The organism is Sphingomonas aurantiaca (genome assembly GCF_003050705.1).
Lineage (GTDB): Bacteria > Pseudomonadota > Alphaproteobacteria > Sphingomonadales > Sphingomonadaceae > Sphingomonas > Sphingomonas aurantiaca.
The window spans coordinates 450,177-475,394 of the sequence record NZ_QAOG01000004.1 but is presented as its reverse complement, the minus strand read 5'-3'; the positions used below and the strand labels follow the sequence as shown (position 1 = coordinate 475,394).

Below are 25,218 nucleotides of genomic sequence, written 5' to 3'. Positions count from 1 at the left end.
TGCGTTTGGGAGCCCTATGTCGAACGATACGATCACCTCTGCCGCGCTCGTCGTCAACGCCAAGTCGCGCAAGGGACAAAAGCTGTTCAAGCGCGCCTGCGCGGCGATGTCCGGGCTTCCCTATGAGGTCGACGCGCATGCGGTCGAGGATCCCAAGGACCTTGAGGCAACCGTACTGAGCGCGCTCGCCAAGAAGCCCGACCTGCTGATCCTGGGTGGCGGGGACGGCACGGTCAGCGGGCTGGTCGACCTGATGGTCGGGCACGACGTGATCCTGGGCGTGCTGCCGCTGGGGACGGCGAACAGCTTCGCGCGCACGCTGGGCATCCCGCTGACGATCGAGGGTGCGGTCGAGGTGATCCGCACCGGCAAGCCGCGGCGGATCGACCTGGGGATGATCGACGGCGATTATTTCGCGAACTGCGCGGCAATGGGGATCAGCCCGAAGATCGCCGAGACGGTGCCGCACGGGTTGAAGAAGATGCTCGGCAAGGTCGGCTATCTCAGCTGGGCGGCGTATCAATATCTCCGCTTCCGCCCGTTCACGCTGATCGTCGGCGAAGGCCCGACCGCGGTGAAGATCCGCGTCGTCGAGGTGCGGATCTCGAACGGGCCCTATCATGGCGGCACCGAACTGGTCGACGCGGCGGCAGTCGATTCGGGCGAGATCGTCGTCCAGGCGGTGATGGGGCATGTAAAGCGCCGGCTGGTGCAGAACTGGGTCTCCAGCGTGTTCCGGCTGCAGTCGCGGCACGAGAAGGTCCGCGACTTCCGCGGCAAGAGCCTCAAGATCAACACCATCCCGCCGCTGCCGATCTCGATCGATGGCGAGGTTCTGGCACGTACACCGGTGACGGCGAAGGTGGCGGCGGGAATTATCCGGGTGATGGCGCCGGCCTGAGTCGAAGCGCGGCACCCTCCTCCTTGTTCTCCCGCGAAGGCGGGAGCCCAGTCTGGGTCCCCGCCTTCGCGGGGACACAAGGTTGGCCGCTCACGGTAGTTCGGTCGCACGATAGGCTAGGCGGCCGAGGTTACCCGCGGATCGGGTATATCGAGCGTAGCGCACGTCCCGACCGTCCCATTCTCGATCACGATCGTCCCACGCAGCTGCCGCGCGAGGCTGCCGATCATCCGCATCCCCAGGCTCTGCCGCGACGCCGCCTTCAGATCGAAATCCGTCGGCAGTCCCGCGCCCGTATCTGAGACCGTCAGCACGATCCGTCCGTCCGCGCTGCGGATCGTCACCGCGATCGCGCCGCCGGCGTCGTCATAGGCATATTTGATCGCGTTGGTAACGAGCTCGGTCACGAGCAGCCCGACCGGGATCGCCGTGTCCGCGCTGATCAGGATCGCGTCGATATCGCACTCTATGCGGTGGTTAGGCGCCTGCTCGGCCAGCCCCGTGGCGATGCCGCAGACCAGATCGTCGAGCGCGACGATGCCGACCTGCTCGCCACGCCAGAGCTGGTCATGCGTCTGCGCGATCGCGGTGATCCGCGCCTGCGCATCGCCGAGCAGCCGCGTGATCCGCGGATCGTCATCCTCCTGCATCTGCAGGTTGAGCATCGCGGAGACGAGCGCGAGGCTGTTCTTGACGCGGTGGCTGGCCTCGCGCGTGAGGAGCTCCTGATGCTCCATCGCATCGCTCAGCCGCTGCTCGGCCTGCTGTCGCTCGATCGCGACGCCGATCAGGTTGGCAAAGCCCTGCATGAAGGCGAGATCGGCGGGCTCGAACTTGCCCTCGTCGGGGCTGTCGACCTCGAGCACGCCGAACCGCTTGCCCGACGTCTCGACCAGCACGTTGATCGCGCGGCGGATCTTGTGCTCGGCCATGAACGCCGGCGTGCGGAAACGGTCCTCATTCTCGAGATGGTTCGAGATTACCGGCTCGCCGGTCTCCAGCGCGAACCCCGCGGGCGAGGCGAGATCGGTGCGCATCTCGGTCGACCCGACCACGCCGGGCGCCCAGCCAATCCCCGCGCGCACCAGCAAGCTGTTCTGCTCGGGGCGATATTCCAGGAACTTGCAATATTTCGAACGCATCCCCTCGCCGCACAGCTCGGTCGCCCGCTGCAGCATTGGTTCGAGATCGCGCGCGCGCAGCGCCTCGATCCCGAAATCGGCAAGGATGGACTGCTGGCGCAGGCGATATTGAAGCTCGCCTGCGCCAGGAGGGGTGTCGCCGCCGGGGGAGTGTTCGATGACCGGCATTTCCCTCAGCGCGTCAGCTTCTTGTACGCCAGACGAGTCGGGCGGTCGGCGGCATCGCCCATGCGACGACGCTTGTCCTCCTCGTACGACGCGTAATTGCCCTCGAACCACTCGACATGGCTGTCGCCCTCGAAGGCGAGGATGTGCGTCGCGAGGCGATCGAGGAAGAAGCGGTCATGGCTGATGACCACCGCGCAACCTGCGAACGTCTCCAGCGCCTCCTCGAGCGCACGCAGCGTCTCGACGTCGAGATCGTTGGTCGGCTCGTCGAGCAGGAGGACGTTGCCACCCTCCTTGAGCATCTTGGCCATGTGGACGCGGTTGCGCTCACCGCCCGACAGCTGTCCGACCTTCTTCTGCTGGTCGGGCCCGCGGAAGTTGAACGCGCCGACATACGCGCGCGTGCCCATCTCCTGCTTGCCGAAGCGGAAGATCTCGAGTTCGTCGGAGATTTCCTGCCAGACGTTCTTGTTCGGATCGAGATCGTCGCGGCTCTGGTCGACATAGCCGAGCTTGACGGTCGAGCCGACCTCGATCGTGCCTTCGTCCGGCGTTTCCTGGCCGGTGATGAGCTTGAACAAAGTCGACTTGCCCGCGCCGTTGGGGCCGATCACGCCGACGATGCCGCCCGGGGGCAACGTGAAGTCGAGACCGTCGAACAACAGCTTGTCGCCGTACGACTTGGTCAGGCCCTTCGCCTCGATCACCTTGCCGCCGAGGCGCGCGGGCAGCTGGATCAGGATCGCGGCCTTGCCGGCGACGCGGTTCTCCTGCTTTTCCATCAGCTCGTCGAACGCACGGATACGCGCCTTCGACTTGGTCTGGCGGGCCTTGGGAGTCTGACGCATCCACGCCAGCTCGTCGGCGATCGCCTTCTGCTTACCCGCCTCTTCGCGCTCTTCCTGGCTGAGGCGCTGCGCCTTCTTCTCCAGATAGCCCGAATAGTTGCTCTCGTAGGTGTAATAGCGCCCGCGATCGAGCTCGAGCACCCAGTTGACGACGTTGTCGAGGAAGTAGCGGTCATGCGTCACGAGAATGACGTTGCCGGTATATTCCTTGAGGTAGTTTTCCAGCCACGACACGCTTTCGGCATCGAGATGGTTGGTCGGCTCATCGAGCAGCAGGATCTGCGGCTTCTCGAGCAGCAGCTTGCACAGAGCAACACGGCGCTTCTCGCCGCCCGACAGGTTCACCACCGACGCATCGCCCGGCGGGCAGCGCAGCGCTTCCATCGCCTGTTCAAGCTGGCTGTCGAGCGCCCAGCCATCGACCGCGTCGATCTTGGCCTGAAGCTCGCCCATCTCTTCCATCAGCGCGTCAAAGTCGGTGTCGTCCTGCGGATCGCCCATCTCGGCCGAGATCGCGTTGAACCGGTCGACCAGATCCGCGACCGGGCGCACGCCGTCCTTGACGTTGCCCATCACGTCCTTGGTCGGATCGAGCTGCGGCTCCTGCGCGAGATAGCCGACGTTGACGCCCTCGGCCGCCCAGGCCTCGCCGGTGAAATCGGGATCCATGCCGGCCATGATCTTCATCAAGGTTGACTTGCCCGAGCCGTTCGGGCCGATGATCGCGATCTTCGCCGACGGGATGAACTGCAGATGGATGTTGTTGAGAACGGGCTTGTTGGCACCGGGGAAGGTCTTCGACAGACCCTTCATGACGTAGGTATACTGGACGGCCATGTGGGTGCCGAGCTCCATGCTTGAATGAGGCGGGATTTGACGTGCGCAGATAGCGATGCGGCGAGCCGTTGGCAAACGGGGAGCAGCACCATAGGCTGCCCCCATGATGAAACGCACCCTGCTCGCGGTATTGGCCGCGTCCGCCCTCACCTCTCCTCTAGCGGCGCAACGTGCCGCCGCGCTTGCGACCGCAGCCGACGCGAAGGTCGCCGCGCTGCGCGACAAGGCGCTGACCGACGACACGGCGTACAAGATCGTCGAGGGGATCACGACCGAGGTCGGCCCGCGGATGACCGGCACCGAGGCAGCACCGCGGGCGCGCGCCTGGTCGGTCGCCAAGCTGAAGGCACTCGGGTTCAAGAATGTCCGGGTCGAGACATACCAGTTGCCCGTCTGGTCGCGCGGAACGGAGAGTGGTGACCTCGTCGCACCCTATGCGCAAAAACTGCATCTGGTCGGCCTCGGCAATTCGGGCGCGACACCGGCGGGCGGGCTGACGCTGCCGATCGTGTATTTCGCAACATATAATGATTTGGCGCTCGCCGCCGACGGCAGCCTGAAGGGCAAGATCGCCTTCGTCTCGAACGCGATGCAGCCGACCCAGGACGGGTCGAGCTATGGATCGCAGGGCACTGCGCGCTTTGTCGGGCCGAACGTCGCCGCCAAAAAGGGTGCGGCGGCGATCGTGATCCGGTCGATCGGCACCGATCATGGTCGCGGGCCGCACGCGGGCAACACCAATTTCGACGCGGGCGTAACGCCGATCCCCGCGGCGGCACTGTCGGTGGCGGACGCCGAGCATGTCGAGCGACTGGTCAAGCTCGGCAAGCCGGTGACGCTGAAGCTGGTGCTCGAGGACAAGCAGGTCGGCATGCGCGACTCCGGCAACGTCGTCGCCGAAGTTCCGGGCACCGATCCCAAGGCCGGCATCGTCCTCGTCGGCGGCCATCTCGACAGCTGGGATCTCGGCACCGGCGCGATCGACGACGCATCGGGCGTCGCGATCACCGCCGCCGCCGCCAAGATCGTGATGGACAGCGGCCAGCGTCCACGGCGGACGATCCGTGTCGTCTGGTTCGGCGATGAGGAAAGCGGCGGCTTCGGCGGTGCCGCTTATGCCAAGGCGCATGCCGGCGAGCGTCATGCCACCGCCGCCGAATCGGACTTCGGCGCCGATCGCGTCTGGCGGTTCGAGAGCAGCCTGCCCGACGCCGCCAAGCCGGTGGTCGATCGCCTCGCGGTCGTGCTCGCGCCGCTCGGGATCATCCGCGGCGCCGGTACGCCGCATGGCGGCACCGATGTCGGCCCGACGATCGCCACAGGCGTCGCCGGAATCGACCTCAACCAGTCGGGTCTGCGCTACTTCGACTATCATCACACGCCCGAAGATACGCTTGATCGGATCGACCCCGAACAGCTTCGCCAGAACGTCGCGGCGTGGACAGCGATGATCGCAACGGTGGCCAATGCACCCGAAGAAATCGGCCCGATCGTGCTCGAAAAGTGACCAGTTGCAGCAACCGAAACGTCATCGTTCTGCCGCAAAGCTTGCGGAGAGATGAATTTAGCGGATTGACCCCCCGCCGGGGTCCGCTATTTGACGTGACTTCGCGACGGCAATCGGGTCGGCCGCGAGTGAAACTATGCTTGGGAGCATTCGAATGAAGAAGATCGTTCTGATCGCTGCTGCCGCCGGCCTGATGTCCGTCGCAGCCTGCAGCAAGTCGCCAGAAGCCGCCGCCGTTGAGAACAACGCGGACATGCTGGCTGACAACATGGAAATGCAGGCTGACAACATGGACGCGATGGCGGACAACACCTCGAACGCAGTCGCTACCGACGTGCTCGAGAACGCAGCTGACAACATGAACGCTGCTGCCGACAACGTCCGTGACGCTGCCGACGAAAAGACCGACAACATGAACTAAAATTCTTTCGGGCGTTTGTGCTCGATAGGGTTTTATTGTCGGAAAAGGGCGTTCCTTCCGGAGCGCCCTTTTTTATTTGTGCCAACCACGTTGCACTCTTTTGCCAAATGCCCGCGTGCGCTAACGCAGGCGACGGTGGGGCCTGTAGCTCAACGGTTAGAGCTGGCCGCTCATAACGGCTAGGTTGCGGGTTCGATTCCTGCCGGGCCCACCAACTTCCGAAATTTGCCCCTGCATGGGCACCGCGTCCGCCCGGAAGCCCCGCAATCGGCCGAGAAATCCGATGACACCGCGTATCCCGCTCAAATCATGTAGAAGAATCGGCGTGCGTCGATGATTCGACCGTGAGCACGCCCGCAGCAAAACCGTCCGCCACGTCGACTGGCCGTGATTTCGTAAAGATTAAAGATCTCATCTTTAACCTTTGTGAACATTCTACCCTGCAGGAACGTTTTTGACAGTTGCGGCGATGTTTGCCGTACTTTCAGGAGAATCTGTAATGTTTATCAAATCCTTCGCCATGGCGGCCGCTGGCCTCACGCTCGTTGCTGCACCGGTCGTCGCCAGTGCCGCACCGGTAAGCCCTGCTGCCAGCCTGTCGGTCAGCAAGGCCGTCCGCACGAGTTCGCCAACCGCGAACAAGAGCAAGATCGGTGGCGATGGTGGCATCATCATCATCGCACTCGCCGCGGTTGCCGTTGGCGGTGGTCTGTATCTTGCCATCGATGGCGACAGCGACAATTCGGACAGCAACTAATCTACCGGGCCGGTGTGCAAGCACCGGCCCACATCCTGAGACCATCGATCAGGCGACGATGCCGCCAGCGTTCAGTGCGGCGATCGAGTCCGTCGCGTAGCCGATCCCCGCCAGTACATCCTCCATGTCCGAATTCTCGCCCGCCATTCGCGGCGTGGTGGTTGGAGTTCGGGAATAGCGTGGCGCAGGCGCCGGCTGGACCACTCCACCCGCCTCGACAAACGTTCCCCGCGCGACATTGTGCGGATGCTTCGGCGCATCGCGCATCGACAGCACCGGCGCAAAACAGGCGTCGCCATGTTCGAGGATCGTGCACCATTCGTCGCGGGTCTTGGTGGCGAACATGGCCGCCATCTTCTCCTTCAGCGCCGGCCAGCTGCGCGGGTCCATCTGCCGGTCGAACGCCGGGTCGGCGGCAAGCCCGGCCTTGTCACGCAGCACCGCGTAGAATTGCCGCTCGATCGCGCCGATCGCTACGTATTCGCCGTCCGCGCAGGCATAGGTGTCGTAGAAATGCGCGCCGGTATCGAGCAGGTTCACGCCGCGCGCGTCACGCCACAGGCCCTGGCCGTGGAAACTCCAGATCATGCTCATCAGCAGCGCCGCGCCATCGGTCATCGCGCAGTCGATAACCTGCCCCTGCCCGGTCGTCCGCGCATGCAGCAACGCGCTGACCATCCCGAACGCCAGCATCATCCCGCCGCCGCCGAAATCGCCGACCATGTTGATCGGCGGCGTGGGCTTCTCACCCGCGCGCCCGAACGCATGCAGCGCGCCCGCCAGCGCGATATAATTGATGTCGTGCCCCGCCGCCTGCGCATAGGGGCCGTTCTGCCCCCAGCCCGTCATCCGCCCGTAAACGAGCCGCGGCGTGGCCCCCAGCAGGACGTCGGGCCCGAGCCCCAGCCGCTCGGCGACACCCGGCCGAAATCCCTCGACGAACCCATCCGCCGACGCGACCAGGTCGCGAACCACACGGATACCGTCGGCGGACTTGAGATCGACCGCGATGACCTTGCGCGATCGCAGCAGGATGTCCTTGGTGGGATCGCCGCCCGGCCCACCCTTTTTCGCGCCCGGTCGTTCGATCCGGATCACCTCCGCACCGTGATCGGCGAGCATCATGCAGGCGAACGGCGCCGGCCCGATCCCGGCAAGCTCGACGACCCGGATCCCGGCGAGCGGCCCGCTCAACGCCGCAGCCCGATACCGCCGCGGTGATCGCGACGAAGATGTCCTGCTGCCATGACGCCTCTCCGATGGCCTTTTATCGGCGCAGCGTCCCAGCATTCGCAGATCGGGTCAAGCGACCGGCAGTTACCCGATCGGCAGGTCGAACAGCAGTTCGCGGACGTAGCGCACCGGCGGCGAACCATGCGCGAGCAGCGCGTCGTTGTAGCGTTTGAGATCGAACGCCGCGCCCTGCCGCGTCCTGGCCTCGTCGCGCAGCGCCATATGCTCGGAATAGCCGGTGAAGTAGCTCAGCAGCTGCGTCGAGCCGAGCGATGCGCGGACCCATTTGCCCGCCGCCTCGCGCTCCTGCTGGAATGCGGTGTGCGTCATCAGCTGCATCGCCTGATCGCGGGTCATGCCTTCGGTGTGGATGCCAATGTCGAGCAGCGAGTTCGAGATCGACCGCAGCCGCATCTTGAGCACGGTCAACTTGAACAGCGGATCGCCGTTGAGATAGCCCTGGTCCGCCATCATCCCCTCGGCATACACCGCCCAGCCCTCGACGAACGGCCCCGAGCCGAGCACCGCGCGCAGCGTCGACTGCGACGCATTGGCGTGCGCGAGCTGGAGATAATGACCCGGCATCGCCTCGTGCACCGCGAGGTCGTGGATCATATAGTCGTTATATTCGCTGAGAAACGACGTCGCCTGCGCCTCGGTCCAGTCGTCGGGGATCGGCGAGACGGCGAAGAACGTGCCGAGATTCTTCTCGAGCGGACCGGGTGAATCGCAATAGGCAACCGCGACACCCTGCTGGAACTTGGGCATCGTGATGATCTTCACGGGGCCGTCGGGCATGCCGACAAGGCCCTTGTCGCGGACGAACGCGGTCGCCTGCGCCAGCGCCTTGGTCGAGGCGTCGATCATGCCGTCGCGTGGCGGACGCTTGGCGTAGGTGAGTTCGAGCGCGGCCTCGATCGCGGCCTGTTGCTGCGCGTCGTTCGGTTTGTCGGGAAGCAGCAGCGCGCCGGGCTTTGCGCCGAATATCTGCCGCGCGATCGCGTACATCTGCGCGCGCGTGTCGACGATCGCAGCCTGGGCACGGCGCTTGATCTCGGGCCGGGTCAGGTCGGATTGCAGCGCGAAGGCGAGCTTCTTGTCGTACAGCGCCGCGCCGAGGCGGAAGTCCCCCTTCGCGGCCGGCACCAGCGTCTTGTCGAGCCAGAGCTGATGTTCGGCCACCGCAGTCTTGAGCGAGGCCAGCGCCGCGTCGAACCGCTTGGCGTCGGCCGCCGACAGCGTGTCGCGATGCGGCGCGAGCATGCTCTCGGCGATGTCGACGATACCGCTATTCTGCTTGGCGACCGTCGTTGCGTAGATCGAGGGGACACGCGCCGGCACGATGTTCGCGCGCGCCTGAGCGAGCAACGCGGGCAGCGCCGCCATCCGCGCGGTCGCGGCGTTCAGGCGCTGTGGCCAGGGGGCGAAATCGCGCGCGGCGAGCGCATAGAGCGAGCTGCCGGCGATGTCGTTATAGACCTGAGGATCCCACGCCCATCCGCCGAGCGTCTCGGCATCCCAGATGTCGTAGCGCAGCGCGTTGTCGAGCAGCGCCGCGTCGACCTGCTCCTCGCGCGGGAGCGCCTTGCGGTCGATCCGCTGGAGATCGGCGAGCATCGCCTTGGAGAACGCCGCGCGCTTGGCGCGGCCCGCCGCCGACATGTCGGTGATCTGCGCGTCGAAGCGGTGATCGCCGAGCGCGGTCGCGGACGACGGATTGAGCCGCGCGAGGCCATCGACATAGCGCTTCGACAGCGCCGCGAACGCGGTGCCCTGCGCAGCCTGCGCAGCCTGTGCAGCGAGCACGGGCGTGGAGATCGACGAAGCGGGGAGCGCCAGGATCGCGGCGCCGAGGAGCAGGCGGAGTTTACGCATCATGAATTCCTGACGATCAGCGCTGCGGTGCGGTGCCGAGCTGCGTGTTGAGATAAACGGTGACGAGCGCGGCGCGCTTGGCGTCCTCGATCTTGTCGGCGCCCGCGGCGTGGCCGCCTTCGGGGTTCTCGTAATAGAAGAACGGATCGCCATACGCATCGAGCCGCGCGGCGAACTTGCGCGCGTGGCCGGGGTGGACGCGGTCGTCCTCGGTCGAGGTGTAGATGAACGGCGCGGGGTAGCGCACGCCGCGCTTCAGATTCTGGTACGGCGAATATTTCGAGATGAACGCCCAGTCCGCCGGTGTGTCCGGATCGCCATATTCGCCGATCCACGATGCGCCCGCGGACAGATGCGAATAACGCTGCATGTCGAGCAGCGGCGATCCCATCACGATCGCGCCGTACAGATCGGGGCGCTGTTCCATCGCGACGCCGACGAGCAGCCCGCCATTGGAGCGGCCCGATACCGCGATCTTGCGCTTGGCACTGACACCGGTGCGCACCAGGTCGTCACCGACCGCGTGGAGATCGTCATAGGCCTTTTGCCGGTTCTCGCGCAGCGGCATCTGATGCCAGCGCGGACCATATTCGCCGCCGCCGCGGATGTTGGCGAGCACGAACGCATTGCCCTCCTCGACCCAGAACAACCCGGCCGGACCCGAACGATAGGGCTGGTCGACCAGATAGGTCGGCGTCTGCGCATTGCGGAAACCGCCATAGGCGTGGACCAAAGCCGGCACCGGTCCACTCGTCCCCTTCTTGCGCACCAGGAAGTACGGGATCTTCGTCCCGTCCCTCGATGTCGCGAACCGCTGGTCTACCTGCATCGTCGACGCATCGAACCGCGCGGGCAGCGTATCGACCGCCACTGGCTGTGCGCCCGGGCGGACCGCATAGAGCGCGGGCGGGCTGAGGAAGCTCTCGACCGTGGCAAAGGCGACATCGTCCTTGCCCGCGGTGGCGTCGAGATGGATCGTCGATGCGGCGGGCAAGGCTGCGACCGACGGCGTCCAGACACCGTCGGCGCCGCGCGTCAGCGACACGAGCCGCCCCGACACATCGTCGAGCATCTTGACCCACAGGACCGACCGGCTCGAATCGACCTGTTCGACCGCCTGTGTCCGGGTCGGCACCAGCACGCGCTCGATCGTCGGTGCGCGCCCCGCCAGCACGTCGGCGATGCTATACGCCACCACCGATCCGCTCGGCACGCCGCGCCAGTCGGACGCGAGCGTGGCGATCAGTCGGCCGTCGAGCACGGTATTGATCACCGCATCGTCAGGCAGCGGCGTCGCCACCAGCCGTCCGTCGTCGGCGACATGACTGCGCTTCGAATGGAAGAAATCGACGTCGCGCACGACCAGTGGAAAGGTGCGGTCGCCATCGGGAAACACGCTGACGTTGATCCCGACATCATCCTGCGTCGCGCTCGCGATCTCGTTTGCCGCACCAAGCGGCGTGCCGCGCCTCCAGAGCTTGGCGGTGCGCGGGTAGCCCGACTTGGTCAGGCTGGCCGCACCGAAATCGGTCGCGACGTACAGCGCATCGGGCCCCGCCCAGCTCAGCCGCGTCTTGAAGATCGGTACGGAGAAACCGTCGGCGACGAACTTGCCCGACGGGATATCGAATTCGCGTTCGACCACCGCGTCGCCACCGCCGTTCGACAGCGCCACCATGCAGCGATCATAGGATGGCGAGCGGCAGGTGGCGCCCTTCCAGACCCAGCTCTTGCCCTCGGCCTTGCCCAGCGCATCGACGTCGATCAGCGTCCGCCACACGGGCTTGCCGCGCGTGAACGACGCGAGCGACGCGACCCGCCACAGCCCGCGCACGTTCGCCTTGTCCTGCCACAGGTTCAGCACCTGATCGCCGAGGATCTGGTCGGGGTTCGCGATCTGGCGATCCGCCTGCAACAGGTCGAGCGCGCGCCGGCGATAGTCCGCATAGCCGGGCTTGGCCTCGAGCGCCGCCAGCGAGCGCGTGTTCCACGCGGCGACCGTGTCGAGCGCACGCTTACCGTGAATATCCTCAAGATACGCGTTCGGGTCGGCGGCGGGCGTCTGGCCGATCGCGCTCGTGGAGAGTGCCAACAGCAGGAAGAGAGGCGATCGAAGGGACATCGTCGGACTTTCTGTAAACGGTCGTCCATCCCTTAGGCACAAGGAATCACTTCGTCACCGTTGGGCAGAAGGAATGACTTCGACCGTTGGGCAGAAGGAATGACTTCGTCATGCGCCGCAGCGTACAAGGGCCGCAAAACAGAAGGAGAGGATGATGGCCGTGCCACCGAAGCGTCCGCCGCAGTTCGGCGATTACCAGAACGCGATCTACTTTGCGGGCCTGAACGGCGTGCTGCCGGGGGTGCCGGTCGACTTCGCAACGCTGGAGGCGCGCGCCGCCGCCGCGCTGCCCCCCGCGACGCTCACCTATCTGCAGGGCGGGTGCGGCGACGAGCATACCCAGCGCCACAATGCCGATGCCTTTGCGCACTGGGGCATGACGCCGCGGATGATGGTCGATTGCTCGCGCCGCGACCTGTCGGTCGAGCTGTTCGGCATGACGCTGCCGACCCCGCTGTTCATGAGCCCGGTGGGCATCAACGGCATCTGTACGCAGGACGGTCACGGCGATCTCGCGGCGGCCAGGGCGGCGGCGATCACCGGCGTGCCGCTGTGCCAGTCGACGCTGTCGAACGATCCGCTCGAGGACGTCGCCGCACAGCTCGGCGAGACGCCCGGCTTTTTCCAGCTCTACACGCCGAAAAACGATGCGCTGACCGAGAGCCTCGTCTGCCGTGCCGAGGCCGCCGGGTACAAGGCGATCGTCGTGACGCTCGACACCTGGGTGACGGGCTGGCGACCGCGCGACCTGAATGCGGCGAACTTCCCGCAGTTGCGCGGGCACGTGCTGGCCAATTACTTCAGCGACCCGGTGTTCCGCGGTCTGCTCGACCGGACGCCCGAGGAGGACAAGGCCGCAGCGGTGCAGCAATGGTCCGGCGTGTTCGGCAAGGTGCTGACCTGGGCGGACATGCCGTGGCTGCGCTCGCTGACCAAATTGCCGCTGGTGCTGAAGGGCATCTGCCACCCCGACGATGCGCGCCGCGCGATCGATGCTGGCGCCGACGCGATCTACTGCTCGAACCATGGCGGGCGGCAGGCAAATGGCGGCATCGCCGCGATCGACATGCTGCCCGCGGTCGTCGCCGCGTCGGGGCGCACGCCGGTGCTGTTCGATTCGGGCATCCGATCGGGGACCGACATGGTCAAGGCGCTGGCGCTGGGCGCGACCGCGGTCGGTGTCGGTCGGCCCTATGCTTACGGCCTGGCGCTCGGTGGCGCGGAGGGCGCGGCGCACGTCCTCAAATGCCTGCTCGCGGAGGCGGACCTGCTGATGGCGGTCAACGGATATCCGACGATCGCCGACGTCCGTGCGGCCGGCGCCGAGCGTCAATCGCGGTAAGCGCGTGGGCCGGTCAGCTGCTGTGATCAGCGATGATCTGCCAAACTGCCCCGCGCCGTTCAAAGACCAGGGTCGTCATGCCGCTTTCCGCGGTCGACGGCCCGGTCAGCGTCCAGCGCGCGAACAGCATCGCGTGGCGCGCGTCGATCCCACGCATCTCGAGGAACGCGAACGAAAGCGTGCCGCGCGCGTTGCCGACGCCGCGAAAGCTCGGGCGATATTTGGCGGAGATCGCCTCCTTGCCGCGCAGCAACCCCTTGGGCGTCACGAACACCGCATCATCGGCATAGACCGCCATGAACCGCGCGAGATCGCCCGCATTCCACCCTGCGGCGCTCGCCTCCATCGCCTGGCGGATCGCGGTTGCCGCCGGAATCGGGGCCGGAATCTGGGCCGCTAGCGGCACCGGTGCCGCCGCGATGGCCATCATCGCGACCGGCAGCATCAGATGGCGCATCATTCTCTCTCCACCAGATCCAGCAGCACCGCCTCGTCGACCGGCTCGGAAAACAGGAAGCCCTGGTACAGGCCGCAGCCGCCCGCGGTAAGCAGCTCGAGCTGCGACGGGGTCTCCACGCCTTCCGCGATCACCGCGAGCCCCAGCGATCGCGCCATCGTGATCGCGCCGGCCACCACCACGCGGTCGCGCGCGCTGCCGTCGATATCGCGGACCAGCGACTTGTCGATCTTGACGTAATCGAGCGGCAACGACTTGAGATAGGCAAGGCTCGAATAGCCCGTGCCGAAATCGTCGATCGCGACACGGCACCCTGCCCCGCGCAGTTCCGCCAGCAACGCCGATGCCACAGCGAGATCCTCGATCAGCCCGGTCTCGGTGATCTCGACGGTCAGGCGGCCGCGTGGAAAGCCGCTAGCGTCGACCCGCGCGAGGAACAGCGCCGCGAAACCGGGCCGCGAGATATCCGCCGCGGTCAGGTTCAGCGACACGCGCAACGTCCCCAGCGCGGCGGGCCACGCCACCGCCCGCGCCAGCACGAGGCGCTGGATGTGATCCGACAACGCGATGCCCAGATCCGCGCGGTCGGCCGCATCGAACAGCGTATCCGCGCCGAGCGGCCCGAGCGTCCGGTGGTTCCACCGCGCCAATGCCTCGACCCCGGCGATCCGGCCGCCCGCAATCTCGACCTGCGGCTGCCAGCGCAGATCGATCTCGTCGCGTTCGATCGCGTGGTGCAGGTCGATCGCCAGCGCATCGATCGGCGCGACCCCGTCGGGCAACGCCACGTGCAGCACCGACCCGTCGCTCGCCTTGGCCTCCGCCAGCGCCTCGCTCGCCCGGCGCAGCAGGGCCGCAGCGTCGTCGCCCGGCTGGCGCTGCGCCACCCCGAACCGGCACCCGAGCACCGCGCGCGTATCCGCCACGCGGAACGGCCGTGCGAGAGCCGCATCCAGCGCGGTGATCGCCGCCGTCACCGCGGCACCCGACGCCTCCAGCACCAGCGCGAATTCCGAGCCGCCAAGCCGCGCGACCATTGAATCGACCCCGATCGCCGCGTGCGCGACGCGTTCGGTCCGTCGTACCGCCGTCTCGATCAACGCGTCGACGGCAGGCCGGCCATGCGCGGCGTTGACGATGTCGAGCCGCGACAACGACACCAGCACCACCGCGACCGGGCAATCGGCGGCGATCCGGCCGATTATCCAGCGGCGGACGTCGCCGGTCTCGCGGTCGTACAGCGACGCGCCGGGAATGCGGCGGCGATCGATCGCGCTGCCCGCGCTGCGCACCGCATGCCGCCCGGCGAACCGCAGCGCCTGGACCAGTTCGCCGTCGGTCGCCGGGCTGGTGAGGAACTGCGTGGCGCCTGCATCGAAGAACTCGCCGATCGCCTCGACGTCGCCGCGCGACACCAGCACGAGCAGCGCCGCGCCATTGGTGGCGGCCAGTCCGCCCAGCGCGAGCGTCGCCGCCAGCCCCTCGTCCAGGTCGCCGCGCGCATCGATCAACGCGACGGCCGCGCCGCTCGCGAGGAACCGGCTTTCGATCGCGACGGCATCGCCGAACACCGCCGCCTGCCAGTCCGCACCCGCCCCCGCGCGCGCGAGAATCTCCGCGATTTCACCGCGTTGACGGAACGATACCGCGAACAGCGTCGTTGCTGTCTGCATGTCTTCCATATCCGTCGCACCCTCCCCCATCGGTGCGAGCTTAGCTGGCGCATCGCCCCCCGCCAATGCATTTGCAACACCAGCTGCGGCCGATCTGGCCTTGTTACCGGAGCAGCCACGTCCTAGCTCTGCTGGCATGACGCTCGCGCCATCCCTCACGCAAAAGCCGTTGCAGGATACGCATGGCCGCACGATCAAGTATCTGCGGATTTCGGTGACCGACCGCTGCGACCTCCGGTGCCGTTACTGCATGTCTGAGCAGATGACGTTCCTGCCGCGCGCCAAGCTGTTGAGCCTCGAGGAGATCGCGATCATCGCCGAGCGCTTCATCGCGCGCGGCGTGACCAAGATCCGGCTGTCGGGCGGCGAGCCGCTCGTGCGTCGCGACGTTGCCGAACTCGTCCAGCGGCTCGGCCACAATATCGGTTCCGGCCTCGAAGAACTGACGATGACGACCAACGGCACGCGCCTCGCGCAGCATGCCGAGGCGATGGTCGATGCCGGCATCCGCCGCGTCAATGTCAGCATGGACAGCCGCGATCCCGAGCGCTTCCGCTACATCACGCGCCACGGCGACGTCGCGCAGGTGATCGGCGGGATCTACGCCGCGCGCGACGCGGGCCTCGCCATCAAGATCAACATGGTCGCGCTCAAGGGCTTCAACGAGGACGAGATCGCGCCGATGCTGGCGTGGTGCCGCGACGAGGGCTTCGACCTGTCGCTAATTGAGACGATGCCGCTCGGCGCGATCGACGAGGACCGCACCGATCGCTTCCTGCCGCTCACCAAGGTGTTCGACGAACTTGGGCAGCAGTTCACGCTCGCACGCGATGCGCACAAGACCGGCGGCCCCGCCCGCTACTGGAACGTCGATGGCACGCGTACCCGGCTCGGGCTGATCTCGCCGCTGACCGCCAATTTCTGCGAAGGCTGCAACCGCGTCCGCCTGACGACCGAGGGCAAGCTGTACATGTGCCTGGGCCATGACGATCAGGTCGATCTCAAGGCAGCCTTGCGCGAAGGCGGTACTGCCGGTCTCGACGAAGCGATCGACGCAGGCCTGTTCGCCAAGCCAAAGGCGCACGACTTCCGAATTGGCCAAGGCGAAGGCCCCGCCGTCGCGCGCCACATGAGCGTCACCGGCGGATGAGTCGGTACGAGCGGCGGGCGCTGGTTGCGTCCAACACCCCGCCCGCTCGTGCCGCTGAGGCCGAACTCGCCGACATGGGCGAGTGGGTATCGGTCGAGGACGCCGACGTCATCATCGCGCTGGGCGGCGACGGGTTCATGCTCCAGACGCTCCACGCCATGCTGGAGCCCCGCAAGCCGCCCGTACCCGTGTTCGGGATGAACCTGGGTACCGTCGGCTTCCTGATGAACGAATGGCGCCATCACGGGCTCGGCGACCGGCTGGAGCGCGCCAAGCCGTTCAAGGTCATCCCGCTCAGCATGACCGCGATCGGCGTCGACGGCCGGACTCACACCTTGCCCGCGATCAACGAGGTGTCGTTCCTGCGCGAGACCCGCCAGACGGCCAATCTGGAAGTGACGGTGAACGACCGCATCGTCCTGCCCGAACTCGCCTGTGATGGCATCCTGGTCGCCACACCGGCGGGATCGACCGCGTACAACCTGTCGGCGCATGGCCCGATCCTGCCGCTCGGTTCGGGCATGATCGCGCTAACCCCGATCAGCCCGTTCCGCCCGCGGCGCTGGCGTGGCGCGATCCTGCCCGACAAGGCCCGCATCGGCATCCGCGTGCTCGACCCCGGCAAGCGCCCGGTGTCCGCGGTCGCCGACCAGCGCGAGATCCGCGACGTGGCGCGCGTCGACATCTGCATGGACCGCGCACGCGAGCTGACCCTGCTGTTCGACCCTGAGCACGCGCTCGACGATCGCATCACGATGGAACAGTTCGTCGCCTGACCGTCGATTTCCGGCCGAAGTTCACTTTTTACGAGAAACCCGCTTGCATCGCCCGACTGGCCGTTTATAGAGCCGCCTCCGGCAACGTTCCCTGATAGCTCAGCGGTAGAGCTCTCGACTGTTAATCGAGTGGCCGTAGGTTCGAATCCTACTCAGGGAGCCATTTTCCTCGTTCACGAGGATGCCGAAACCGCCGCGAGTGCTTGTAAGCCCGCGGAAATCTCCACATTCGACATTCGACCTGGTCGACGATGGACCAGGGGCATCCAGCATGATGTTGGGGCACTTCGGGGACATTAATTTCACGCGCCGGGGGCGCCGCGTGCTGACCGACACAAAGTGTCGGACAGGCGATCGCGATGCCACGATGTATCTCAACGATACCCCAGGCGGGCGGCGCTCAACAGCTAACGCGTGCCTTCGTGGTCGGACGCTTCCGCCCATAGTCCGCCGCTCAGGGGTTTGATCGACTTGCCCCGAACCTGCCGTTGGTTCAGCTTGGCATTGAAGGCGACGGTCATCTTCGGCGGGGGAAGTTTGTGTTCGATTGGTTACGAAAGGCGAAGCAACCCGCAGGGCTGCATCGCACGGGCATCTCGCCCATTGATCCGACGCTGTTCGACCAAGGTGGAGAACGTCTCTTTAAAGCTCTTGCCCGATTTTGGGCATCCTCTGACCCGAAAAGCTATTCACCGGGTTGCGCAGAAGTCCAGATCAAGGCGCTTGAAGACCGCTACTCTATCCGCCTCCCCGATGAATTTCGATCTTATCTGTTAAATGCCGCGCCACGAACAACATACATGGATGACATCGGCACCCAGTGGTGGGCTGCAGACGAAATAAAATCTATCCCAGATGAATGTCCAGATGGCCCGCCGGGCAAAGTCAATGACGAGATAGAACGTGAAAAGCACGCTTATCTCATATTCTCGGACTACCTAATTTGGTGCTACGCATGGGCGATCTGCTGCTCGGACGGACCGAACCGCGGAAAAATTGCCCTTATTGGCGGCCTGCCAGATGCGATCGTCGCCGACAGCTTTCGCCAGTTCCTCTTACTGGAGCTGACAGACGATCTCTCAATCCATCAAGGCGCCCGCGGAGCATCGCGCACTCGCAATTGATGGCCGCAATTCCGGATGATTGCGTCAAAGCGGCCTGTCCGCAATCCACCAATACCGGCCATTCCGCTAACGCCCAAAACAGTCGTTCGGCAACGACGGCGTCGTTCCCCGTTCCAGACACTCGTTCACATCCGGCTGTTCAGTTTAATCGCCCACCTGGTTGCTCGTGAGCGCAAAGCTTGCCAGTCTCGCCGTTGCGTTGAGGAGAGCAGCCCCGTGTCTCGTTTGTTGATGCTGGCGGTCGCCATCGCCACCCTGTCCTCCGCGGCCTGGGCACAGAACAATCCGACGCTGAGCGAGGCGGAGCGCGGTATCCGGCGCGACGACGGACCGGCGGTCCACCTGCGCATCGATGCGCTCGACCTGCGCGCGCATCTCGTCGGCCGCATTGCCGACGTTTCAGTCGAGATGCTGATCGGCTCGGACGACGCGGACGGCCATGAGGCGAACCTGTCACTGACGCTTCCCGCCGACGCGGTCGTCACCGGCTATGCGCTCGACGTCGGCGGCAGGATGATCCCCGGCCAGCTGCTGGAGGCGCCGAAGGCACGCAACGTCTATGAGGACGAGGTGCGTGCGGGCATTGATCCCGGGCTGGCGGAGGTCGTCGGCAACCGGTTCACGACGCGCATCTTTCCCGTGGACGCGGCCCATCCCCGCCGCTTCCGACTGACCTTCGTGGCGGCGCTCGACCCGGCCGTGGGGCTGGTGTTGCCGTTCGCGCGCGACGCGGCGATCGGGCGGGTAACGGTAGCGGTCGACGCCGACGGCTATGCCACCGCGCCCTCCGTCCGCTTCGCCGGCCAGCCGCTCGACCTGACGCGCAGCGGTGAGAGCTGGCGGGGTGAAGCTATGCTCGGCCGTGCGGTGATGCGTGAGGGGCTGACGATTACCGGCGGCGCGGTCGCCGCGCCGATGGTTGTCACGCACCGCCCAGGCGGGCAGGCCTTTTTCGCGATCGCCGACGGAGCACCGGGCGAGCCCAAGACGCCGGCGCGCGGCGGGCGGCTGCGCGTTTATTGGGACCGCTCGCTCTCCCACCGCGCGGCCCGCACTGATCTGGAGGCGGACATGCTGGTGCGCCTTGCTGAACGGACCGCGCCCACTGCCATCGACCTCATCACTTTCGCGAGCGACCGGCCGCAGGTTACGACGGTCGCGAACGCCGCGGCGTTGCGGGCAGCGCTTGCCCGCGTCACCTATCGCGGCGGCACCTCGCTCGCGCGGCTCGATGCGCTGGCGCTGCCCGCGGCGACGCGATGCGTGCTGGTGTCCGACGGAGAGGTCACGATCGATCGCGGCGCCACCTTCGTGCCCGATTGTCGGCTTGCAGCCCTTACCGCCGCGCCAAGCGCGAACGGCGCACGGCTCGCGCGACTAACGCAGCGCACGGGCGGTGCCGTCGTCCGCCTGGCCGCCGGCGGCAAGGACAAGGCGCTGGCCAGCCTCAGCGCGGGCGAAGCGACTCCCCTCTCCGTCCGCGACGCGGCCGGACGGCGGATCGACGCACGCGCCATGCCGGCTGGTCCGGGCCAATGGCTTCTCGTCGGTCCGATGCCGGCTGCGGGGGGCGTGGTGGTGCGGCTCGGCCGCGGTGGCGAGCGGCGCTACAATGCCGGGGCTGCATCGATCGCCGCCGAGGGACCCGCGGCGCTTTGGGCCGCGGCGCGTGTCGCAGACCTCGCGGACGACCCTGCGCAACACGCCGCCATGGCGGACACCGCACGCCGTTATCAGGTCGCCGGCCCCGGCATGTCGTTTCTGGTGCTGGAGCGCCCCGACCAGTATCTGCGCGCCGACCTGACCCCGCCGGACGGCTTCAGCAAGGAATGGCTGGCGCAATATGGCAAGGCCAAGCGGGATCAGGACAGCGCGCGTCGCGATGCCCGGCAGGCGCGGCTCGACTTCGTAGTCGGCCAGTGGCGCGACCGACGCGCCTGGTGGGCCACACGCTTCGTGCCGGCCACCCGCGATCAGGTGAAGCGCATGCACCGCGACGGGACAGGCGAAATCGGCGTTCCTCCGCCTCCGCCGCCGCCGCCGCCGCCGCCAGCACCGCCGCCGCCTTCGCCCACTTCCGAACCGGACCAGCCGGCCGTCATGACGCCGCCGCCGCCCATTATCGCGGCGCCCGCCCCGCCTGTCGCCAAGGGAAGCAACCCGGGCGACGTCGTCGTCACCGGCGCAATCCGCCAGGATTGGCTTCCGACCGCTCAGGAGCCGCCTCCTGCTGCGATAAAGCTCGACATGGCGGACCTGATTGCCAAGCGCCCCTATATCGCTGCGCTCGACAACGGTGCGCCCCCCGAGCGATTTGCCGTGCTCCTCGATCAGGAACGTCAGTACGGTTTCGTGCCGACGTTCTACCTCGATACGGCAGAGTGGTTCCGGCAGAAGGGCGATGCGGCCACCGCCGCGTTGCTGCTGCTGTCCGCGCTGGAACTGCCGACCAGCGACGACGAGACGCGTCAGATCGTCGCCTTCCGGCTCGAGCGCGATCGTTCCTTCGATCGCGCGGTCGAGCTCACGGAGCAGCTCGCCGCCGCCAATGCAGAGTTCCGGCCCCAGCCGACCCGCGATCTCGCGCTGGCGCTCGCGGCCCGTGGCAGGTCTGCCGGCCGCGCAGGACGCGGCGACCTGGAGCGCGCGTTCCAGGTTTTGGTCGACACTGCGCTGAACCCCGCGTCGGGCGACTTCGACGGGATAGAGGTGATCGCTCTGATGGAGGCGAACGCGCTCGTCGCACCGATCAACGCGGCAGGCGGGCGCTGGACGCTCGACAAGCGCCTCGTCGGCCTGACCGACACCGATGCGCGCATCGTGATCGAATGGACCGCCGACGACGCCGACATCGACCTTTGGATCGACGAACCCAATGGCGAGCGCGTCATGTATTCGAACAAGCGAAGCAGCGCCGGCGGGCAGATATCCAACGACATGACCGACGGCTATGGGCCGGAGGAATACGCCATCCGCCGCGCCCCGGCCGGTCCGTACCGGGTGCGCATCAATGGCTACGACGCCGACCGGATCAACCCGAACGGCCCCGGCCATGTGCTGATCCGCCTGCAACGGAACTTCGCGCGCACGAGCGAGGCGCAGGAACTGGTGGATCTCGACCTTTCGTTCCAGAACGGGCGGGATCGGAACAACGAAGACGACACGAAGCCGGTGGCGACACTGCGGGTCGGAAGATAACTCGCGATGCCGAGACGAGCTCTCCAGCGCGCGCGGAGCGACTTGTCGACTGCGTGTGGCCCAAGCAGGGGTTCGAGACGGCCTGACGAATGCCGGCGCATTGCCCCGTAACCGGACGTTCGGGGTGTCCAACCCGCTTTCGAACTTCGGCCCATTGATCGCCAATCTAGACCGTGTTCCGGGCCCATGCGCGCTGCTTGATAGGTTCAATCTATTGGAAGAAAGCGAGCGTGCGTTGCACGCGCCATGCGCAACAATCGCCCGCATGGGCTCGGCAGCGCGAGGCTACCGACCCGATAGGCAGTCGTCCGTCGCGCACGTCGGAGATCCCAGCCTCGGCGATCCGTATTTCTTCGGCAAAATGAATTATGCTCGGGTAGCGAGCGTTGTTTTCATTAGCCAAAAGGCTTCAGGCGTGGCGATGGCGAGAAACGGTAATCAAGGGAACATGACATGAAACGATGGACGTGGATCCTCCATCGCATCGCCCGGCAAATCTGGTTCCGCGCCGGCGTCATCAGCCTGCTCAGCGTGGCCCTGGCGATCCTCGCCGGCATCATCACGCCGTACCTTCCCTACACATTCGACGTGGACATCGGCCAGCGTTCGGTTGGCACCATTCTCCAGATCATGGCGTCCAGCATGCTGGCGGTGACGACGTTTTCGTTGACAGCGATGGTGAGCGCCTATTCGTCCGCAACGCAGCTCGCCACACCGCGTGCGACGCAGCTGATGGTCAGCGATCCGACGTCGCAGAACGCGTTGTCGACGTTTCTCGGCGCGTTCGTCTTTTCGATGGTCGGCATCGTCGGGCTGAACACGAGTGCCTATGGCCATGACGGCCGCATCATCCTGTTCGCCGCGACCGTCGTCATCATCATGCTGGTGGTCGGCACTCTCCTGCGCTGGATCGGCCATATCACTGCGTTCGGGCGCATGGCCGACGTGATCGATCGCGTCGAGGAGGCCGCGACCCGAGCCATGACAGGCTTCGCGGCTGCGCCGCACCTGGGCGGACGTGCGGCGATCGCCGTACCGCCGGGTGCGGTGGCAATCGCCGGATCACAGACCGGCTATGTCACGCATATCGACGTCGCGGCGCTTCGGGCCATCGCCGAGCGTAACAAGTTCGGGATCCACGTCGGCGTGCTGCCGGGGACGATGGTGCATCCGATGCGCGATCTCGTTCACGTCGAAGGTCCTGTCGACGATGCGGTACGCGCGGCACTGATCAGGAGCTTCACCATCGAACGGCACCGCAGCTTCGACCAGGACCCCCGCCTGGGCCTGATCGCGCTGTCCGAGATCGCCAGTCGCGCGCTGGCGCCGGCGACCAATGATCCCGGGACCGGAATCGAGGTGCTGAATGCGCTTTTGCGGGTGTTCCTGACGCTCCGGTCGCAACCGACGAACGCAAGCGGCGAAAATACCGGACGTCACCGGGTGTATCTTGGCAGACCTTCGCTCGACGATATGCTGACCGACGCCTTCGGACCAATCCTTCGCGAAGGTGGTAAAGAGGTCGAGGTTTCCCTTCGCCTGACCAACACGCTTGCGGCGATGCACGCGAACCTGCCTCTGATGCGCAAGCCGATCGAAAGCTGGGCCGCTCGTCATGCAAAGCGTGTGGGCGAAACGATGGAGGACCCCGACGACATTGTCGTGTTCGAGCAGACCTACAGGCAGCTATGGCCTGCTATCGCTTGATTCAGACGCAGGCGGATCCGTATCGACCGACCATGTCCGTCGCAGCCGAACGCGCGCCAGACCGCGGACCGCCCTTCCCCCTCGCTCGACGATACCCTGCGCGATTACCGTACGCTGCTACAGGGATCCGCAGGTTATCGCGCGGTCCGCACGACGTTCAAGATCGTGAAGGCCGGCGACGCCGACGCCGGTAAGGGGCACGGCAGTGGATCGTTCGACCCGCTGAATCCCGCACGAAACACCATTGCCTGCCATCGGCGCAACGTTCGTGATCGAAGGGTCACGTTCGCGAGCCTCGCGCGGAGCGGTACGGGGTTCAGGTGGATCGGGCCGTCTCCGTCATGGCGAAGGTCTTCGATAGACCATGGTACAGCTTCTCGCGGCACACCCACTGGCTGGCCGCATCCGCGATGAACGCGGTCGCGAACATCGGCAGCATGAGGCCGCGGCTCGCGGTCGTCTCCGACAGGATGATGACCGCGGTCAACGGCGCACGGACGACGCCCGCGAAATAGGCGACCATGCCCAGGATCACGATCGCGCTTGCAGGCTCGCCCGGGAAGACCTCCCGCAGCAGGTTGCCGACGCCGGCGCCAACCGCGAGCGACGGCGCGAAGATCCCGCCGGGCAGGCCCGCGATCGCCGTCGCGGCGGTGGCGACCAGCTTGGCCGGCCCGAACCAGAGCGGCGCATCCACGCCGACGATCATCGCGCGCGCTGGCGCATAGCCGGTTCCCCATGTCAGCCCGGTCACCACGCCGAGCACCGCGACGACACCCCCGCAGACACCGGCGAACGCGACGGGATGCGCGCGCGTCCATCCCGTCACGCGCGTGCGGCTGACCGCCATCGCCAGGAGAATGCGCGAGAACAGCCCGCCGGTCATGCCACCCGCGATCCCTGCGACCGGCGCGACGAGCAACGCGGACAGCAACGGCATATGCGCGCCGATCGCGCCAAAGTAGATATAGTCGCCCTGCACCGACTGCGCGACCATCCCCGCGATGACGATCGCGGCGAGGACGAGCAGAGTCACCCTCTGCTCATAGGCGGATGCGAGCTCCTCGATCGCGAACAGCAGCCCGGCGAGCGGCGTGTTGAACGCCGCCGCGACGCCCGCAGCACCACCAGCGATGACGACCCCACCCCGCAAGGGCACGCGGACAAGACGGTGCGTGAATCCCATGACGGCCGCCGCCAACTGGACGGTCGGCCCTTCCCGACCGACCGATGCGCCACCCAGCACCGCGCCGATCGTCAGCACCGCCTTGGCCGCGACCGTCCGGATCGAGATGAGCGTTCTGGTAGCGTCGTTCGGATTGGCCTGCGCCGCGATCACCTGCGGAATACCGGATCCCCGCGCGAGCGGCGCATAGCGACGGGTCAGCCAGACCAGCCCCATGAACGTCAACGGCGTCGTGATCAGCGGCACCCAGTGCCACCTCGCGGCAAACCGACTGAAAACCTCGGCCGCCCAATCGGCCGCCTGGGCAAACAGCGTCGCGACGATCCCGATCAGGATCGCGCCGACCAGGATCGCGCCACGCGTCCGGAACTGCGTCGATCGCGGTCCGCGCGCACGCAGCAACGCCCTATATCGCGACGGCGTCCAGCGCTTGGACGGTAAAAGGCGATTGAAGAGGCCAGCCATGCCGCCCTTTTAGGTCCCGCACCCGATTAGGCTACCCTCAGCACCGAGCGCGTCTGCGGTTCAGACCATAAGCCGGAGATCCGCGCACCCTCCCCCGCTCCCCTACTTCAGGCATTCGTTCGTCCCCGCGCCGAATGCGCTTGGCGAATGATCCTCGTCATGGATGTCGCGAATGGAGAGGAAAGCCGCCTGCCAGCCTGTGGGGGCAATCAACGGCACGCTGCCGTTCGTTCTAACGAGCGGCGGCAAGGTGCCGGTTGGCGAGCCCCAGATCGACACCCGCGTGTCCGCCCTGACGCTAAGATACCGAAACCGGCCCTGTCGCCTCT

General features: G+C 66.3%; 19 protein-coding genes and 2 tRNA genes. 12 read left to right on the top strand and 9 right to left on the bottom strand.

The window, feature by feature from the left end; all coding sequences use genetic code 11:
- Window positions 1-16: 16 nt before the first annotated feature.
- On the top strand, window positions 17-901 hold the full coding sequence (locus C8J26_RS13820) for a diacylglycerol/lipid kinase family protein (RefSeq protein ID WP_107958791.1): 885 nt from the start codon (window positions 17-19) through the stop codon (window positions 899-901).
- A gap of 116 nt (window positions 902-1,017) precedes the next feature.
- Here C8J26_RS13820 and C8J26_RS13815 read toward each other — a convergent pair whose 3' ends face one another.
- Window positions 1,018-2,211 carry a sensor histidine kinase gene (locus C8J26_RS13815; protein ID WP_107958789.1) on the bottom strand — a complete coding sequence of 398 codons (1,194 nt, stop codon included), beginning with the start codon at window positions 2,209-2,211 and terminating at the stop codon, window positions 1,018-1,020.
- Between the two features lie 5 nt (window positions 2,212-2,216).
- Window positions 2,217-3,896, bottom strand: a complete 1,680-nt coding sequence (ettA, locus tag C8J26_RS13810; RefSeq protein WP_055880597.1) for an energy-dependent translational throttle protein EttA — start codon at window positions 3,894-3,896, stop codon at window positions 2,217-2,219.
- A 103-nt stretch (window positions 3,897-3,999) separates the two neighbouring features.
- On the opposite strand from ettA, the gene C8J26_RS13805 reads away from it, so the two are divergent.
- From C8J26_RS13805 to C8J26_RS13790, 4 genes are all read left to right on the top strand, one after another.
- Window positions 4,000-5,403 carry a M20/M25/M40 family metallo-hydrolase gene (locus C8J26_RS13805; RefSeq protein ID WP_107958787.1) on the top strand — a complete coding sequence of 468 codons (1,404 nt, stop codon included), beginning with the start codon at window positions 4,000-4,002 and terminating at the stop codon, window positions 5,401-5,403.
- A 154-nt stretch (window positions 5,404-5,557) separates the two neighbouring features.
- Window positions 5,558-5,824, top strand: coding sequence for a hypothetical protein (locus tag C8J26_RS13800; RefSeq protein ID WP_031393308.1), 267 nt, complete (start codon window positions 5,558-5,560; stop codon window positions 5,822-5,824).
- Window positions 5,825-5,962: 138 nt separating this feature from the next.
- Window positions 5,963-6,038, top strand: a tRNA-Ile gene (locus C8J26_RS13795).
- 285 nt (window positions 6,039-6,323) lie between these two features.
- Window positions 6,324-6,581 (top strand): hypothetical protein, encoded by a 258-nt coding sequence (locus tag C8J26_RS13790; RefSeq protein ID WP_234422837.1) that lies wholly within the window; start codon window positions 6,324-6,326, stop codon window positions 6,579-6,581.
- A 48-nt stretch (window positions 6,582-6,629) separates the two neighbouring features.
- Here the strand turns inward: C8J26_RS13790 and C8J26_RS13785 are convergent, their stop codons facing one another.
- From C8J26_RS13785 to C8J26_RS13775, 3 genes are all read right to left on the bottom strand, one after another.
- Window positions 6,630-7,775: a CaiB/BaiF CoA transferase family protein gene (locus tag C8J26_RS13785; protein WP_167398844.1), complete on the bottom strand. Its 1,146-nt coding sequence runs from the start codon at window positions 7,773-7,775 to the stop codon at window positions 6,630-6,632.
- 123 nt (window positions 7,776-7,898) lie between these two features.
- Window positions 7,899-9,692, bottom strand: coding sequence for a DUF885 domain-containing protein (locus C8J26_RS13780; protein WP_208631395.1), 1,794 nt, complete (start codon window positions 9,690-9,692; stop codon window positions 7,899-7,901).
- Between the two features lie 13 nt (window positions 9,693-9,705).
- The gene (locus C8J26_RS13775) at window positions 9,706-11,811 is read right to left on the bottom strand and encodes a prolyl oligopeptidase family serine peptidase (RefSeq protein WP_107958783.1); all 2,106 of its coding nucleotides are present in this window, start codon (window positions 11,809-11,811) and stop codon (window positions 9,706-9,708) included.
- Window positions 11,812-11,965: 154 nt separating this feature from the next.
- On the opposite strand from C8J26_RS13775, the gene C8J26_RS13770 reads away from it, so the two are divergent.
- Entirely contained in the window at window positions 11,966-13,153 is a 1,188-nt protein-coding gene (locus tag C8J26_RS13770) for an alpha-hydroxy-acid oxidizing protein (protein ID WP_107958781.1), read from the top strand.
- A gap of 13 nt (window positions 13,154-13,166) precedes the next feature.
- Here the strand turns inward: C8J26_RS13770 and C8J26_RS13765 are convergent, their stop codons facing one another.
- Window positions 13,167-13,613, bottom strand: coding sequence for a YybH family protein (locus tag C8J26_RS13765; RefSeq protein ID WP_244185310.1), 447 nt, complete (start codon window positions 13,611-13,613; stop codon window positions 13,167-13,169).
- A complete protein-coding gene (locus C8J26_RS13760) occupies window positions 13,610-15,283 on the bottom strand; it encodes a putative bifunctional diguanylate cyclase/phosphodiesterase (protein WP_341871504.1) in 1,674 nt (557 codons plus the stop codon). The genes C8J26_RS13765 and C8J26_RS13760 overlap by 4 nt, the downstream gene beginning before the upstream one ends.
- A gap of 136 nt (window positions 15,284-15,419) precedes the next feature.
- Between C8J26_RS13760 and moaA the strand changes: the two genes are divergently transcribed.
- The 6 genes from moaA to C8J26_RS13735 all read left to right on the top strand — a co-directional run bounded on the left by moaA (window position 15,420) and on the right by C8J26_RS13735 (window position 23,238).
- Window positions 15,420-16,433 carry a GTP 3',8-cyclase MoaA gene (gene moaA / locus C8J26_RS13755; protein WP_107958779.1) on the top strand — a complete coding sequence of 338 codons (1,014 nt, stop codon included), beginning with the start codon at window positions 15,420-15,422 and terminating at the stop codon, window positions 16,431-16,433.
- Window positions 16,430-17,209 (top strand): NAD kinase, encoded by a 780-nt coding sequence (locus C8J26_RS13750; RefSeq protein WP_107958777.1) that lies wholly within the window; start codon window positions 16,430-16,432, stop codon window positions 17,207-17,209. Before moaA ends, C8J26_RS13750 begins: the two co-directional genes overlap by 4 nt.
- 88 nt (window positions 17,210-17,297) lie before the next feature.
- Window positions 17,298-17,372 (top strand) — tRNA-Asn (locus tag C8J26_RS13745).
- A gap of 325 nt (window positions 17,373-17,697) precedes the next feature.
- Window positions 17,698-18,333, top strand: a complete 636-nt coding sequence (locus tag C8J26_RS20165) for an SMI1/KNR4 family protein (RefSeq protein WP_146168848.1) — start codon at window positions 17,698-17,700, stop codon at window positions 18,331-18,333.
- 216 nt (window positions 18,334-18,549) lie between these two features.
- The gene (locus C8J26_RS13740) at window positions 18,550-21,531 is read left to right on the top strand and encodes a VIT domain-containing protein (RefSeq protein WP_167398842.1); all 2,982 of its coding nucleotides are present in this window, start codon (window positions 18,550-18,552) and stop codon (window positions 21,529-21,531) included.
- 453 nt (window positions 21,532-21,984) lie between these two features.
- The gene (locus C8J26_RS13735) at window positions 21,985-23,238 is read left to right on the top strand and encodes a DUF2254 domain-containing protein (protein ID WP_107958773.1); all 1,254 of its coding nucleotides are present in this window, start codon (window positions 21,985-21,987) and stop codon (window positions 23,236-23,238) included.
- Between the two features lie 316 nt (window positions 23,239-23,554).
- Here the strand turns inward: C8J26_RS13735 and C8J26_RS13730 are convergent, their stop codons facing one another.
- Entirely contained in the window at window positions 23,555-24,889 is a 1,335-nt protein-coding gene (locus C8J26_RS13730; protein WP_107958771.1) for a chloride channel protein, read from the bottom strand.
- A gap of 102 nt (window positions 24,890-24,991) precedes the next feature.
- A complete protein-coding gene (locus C8J26_RS20515) occupies window positions 24,992-25,168 on the bottom strand; it encodes a hypothetical protein (RefSeq protein WP_167398841.1) in 177 nt (58 codons plus the stop codon).
- Window positions 25,169-25,218 lie beyond the last annotated feature (50 nt).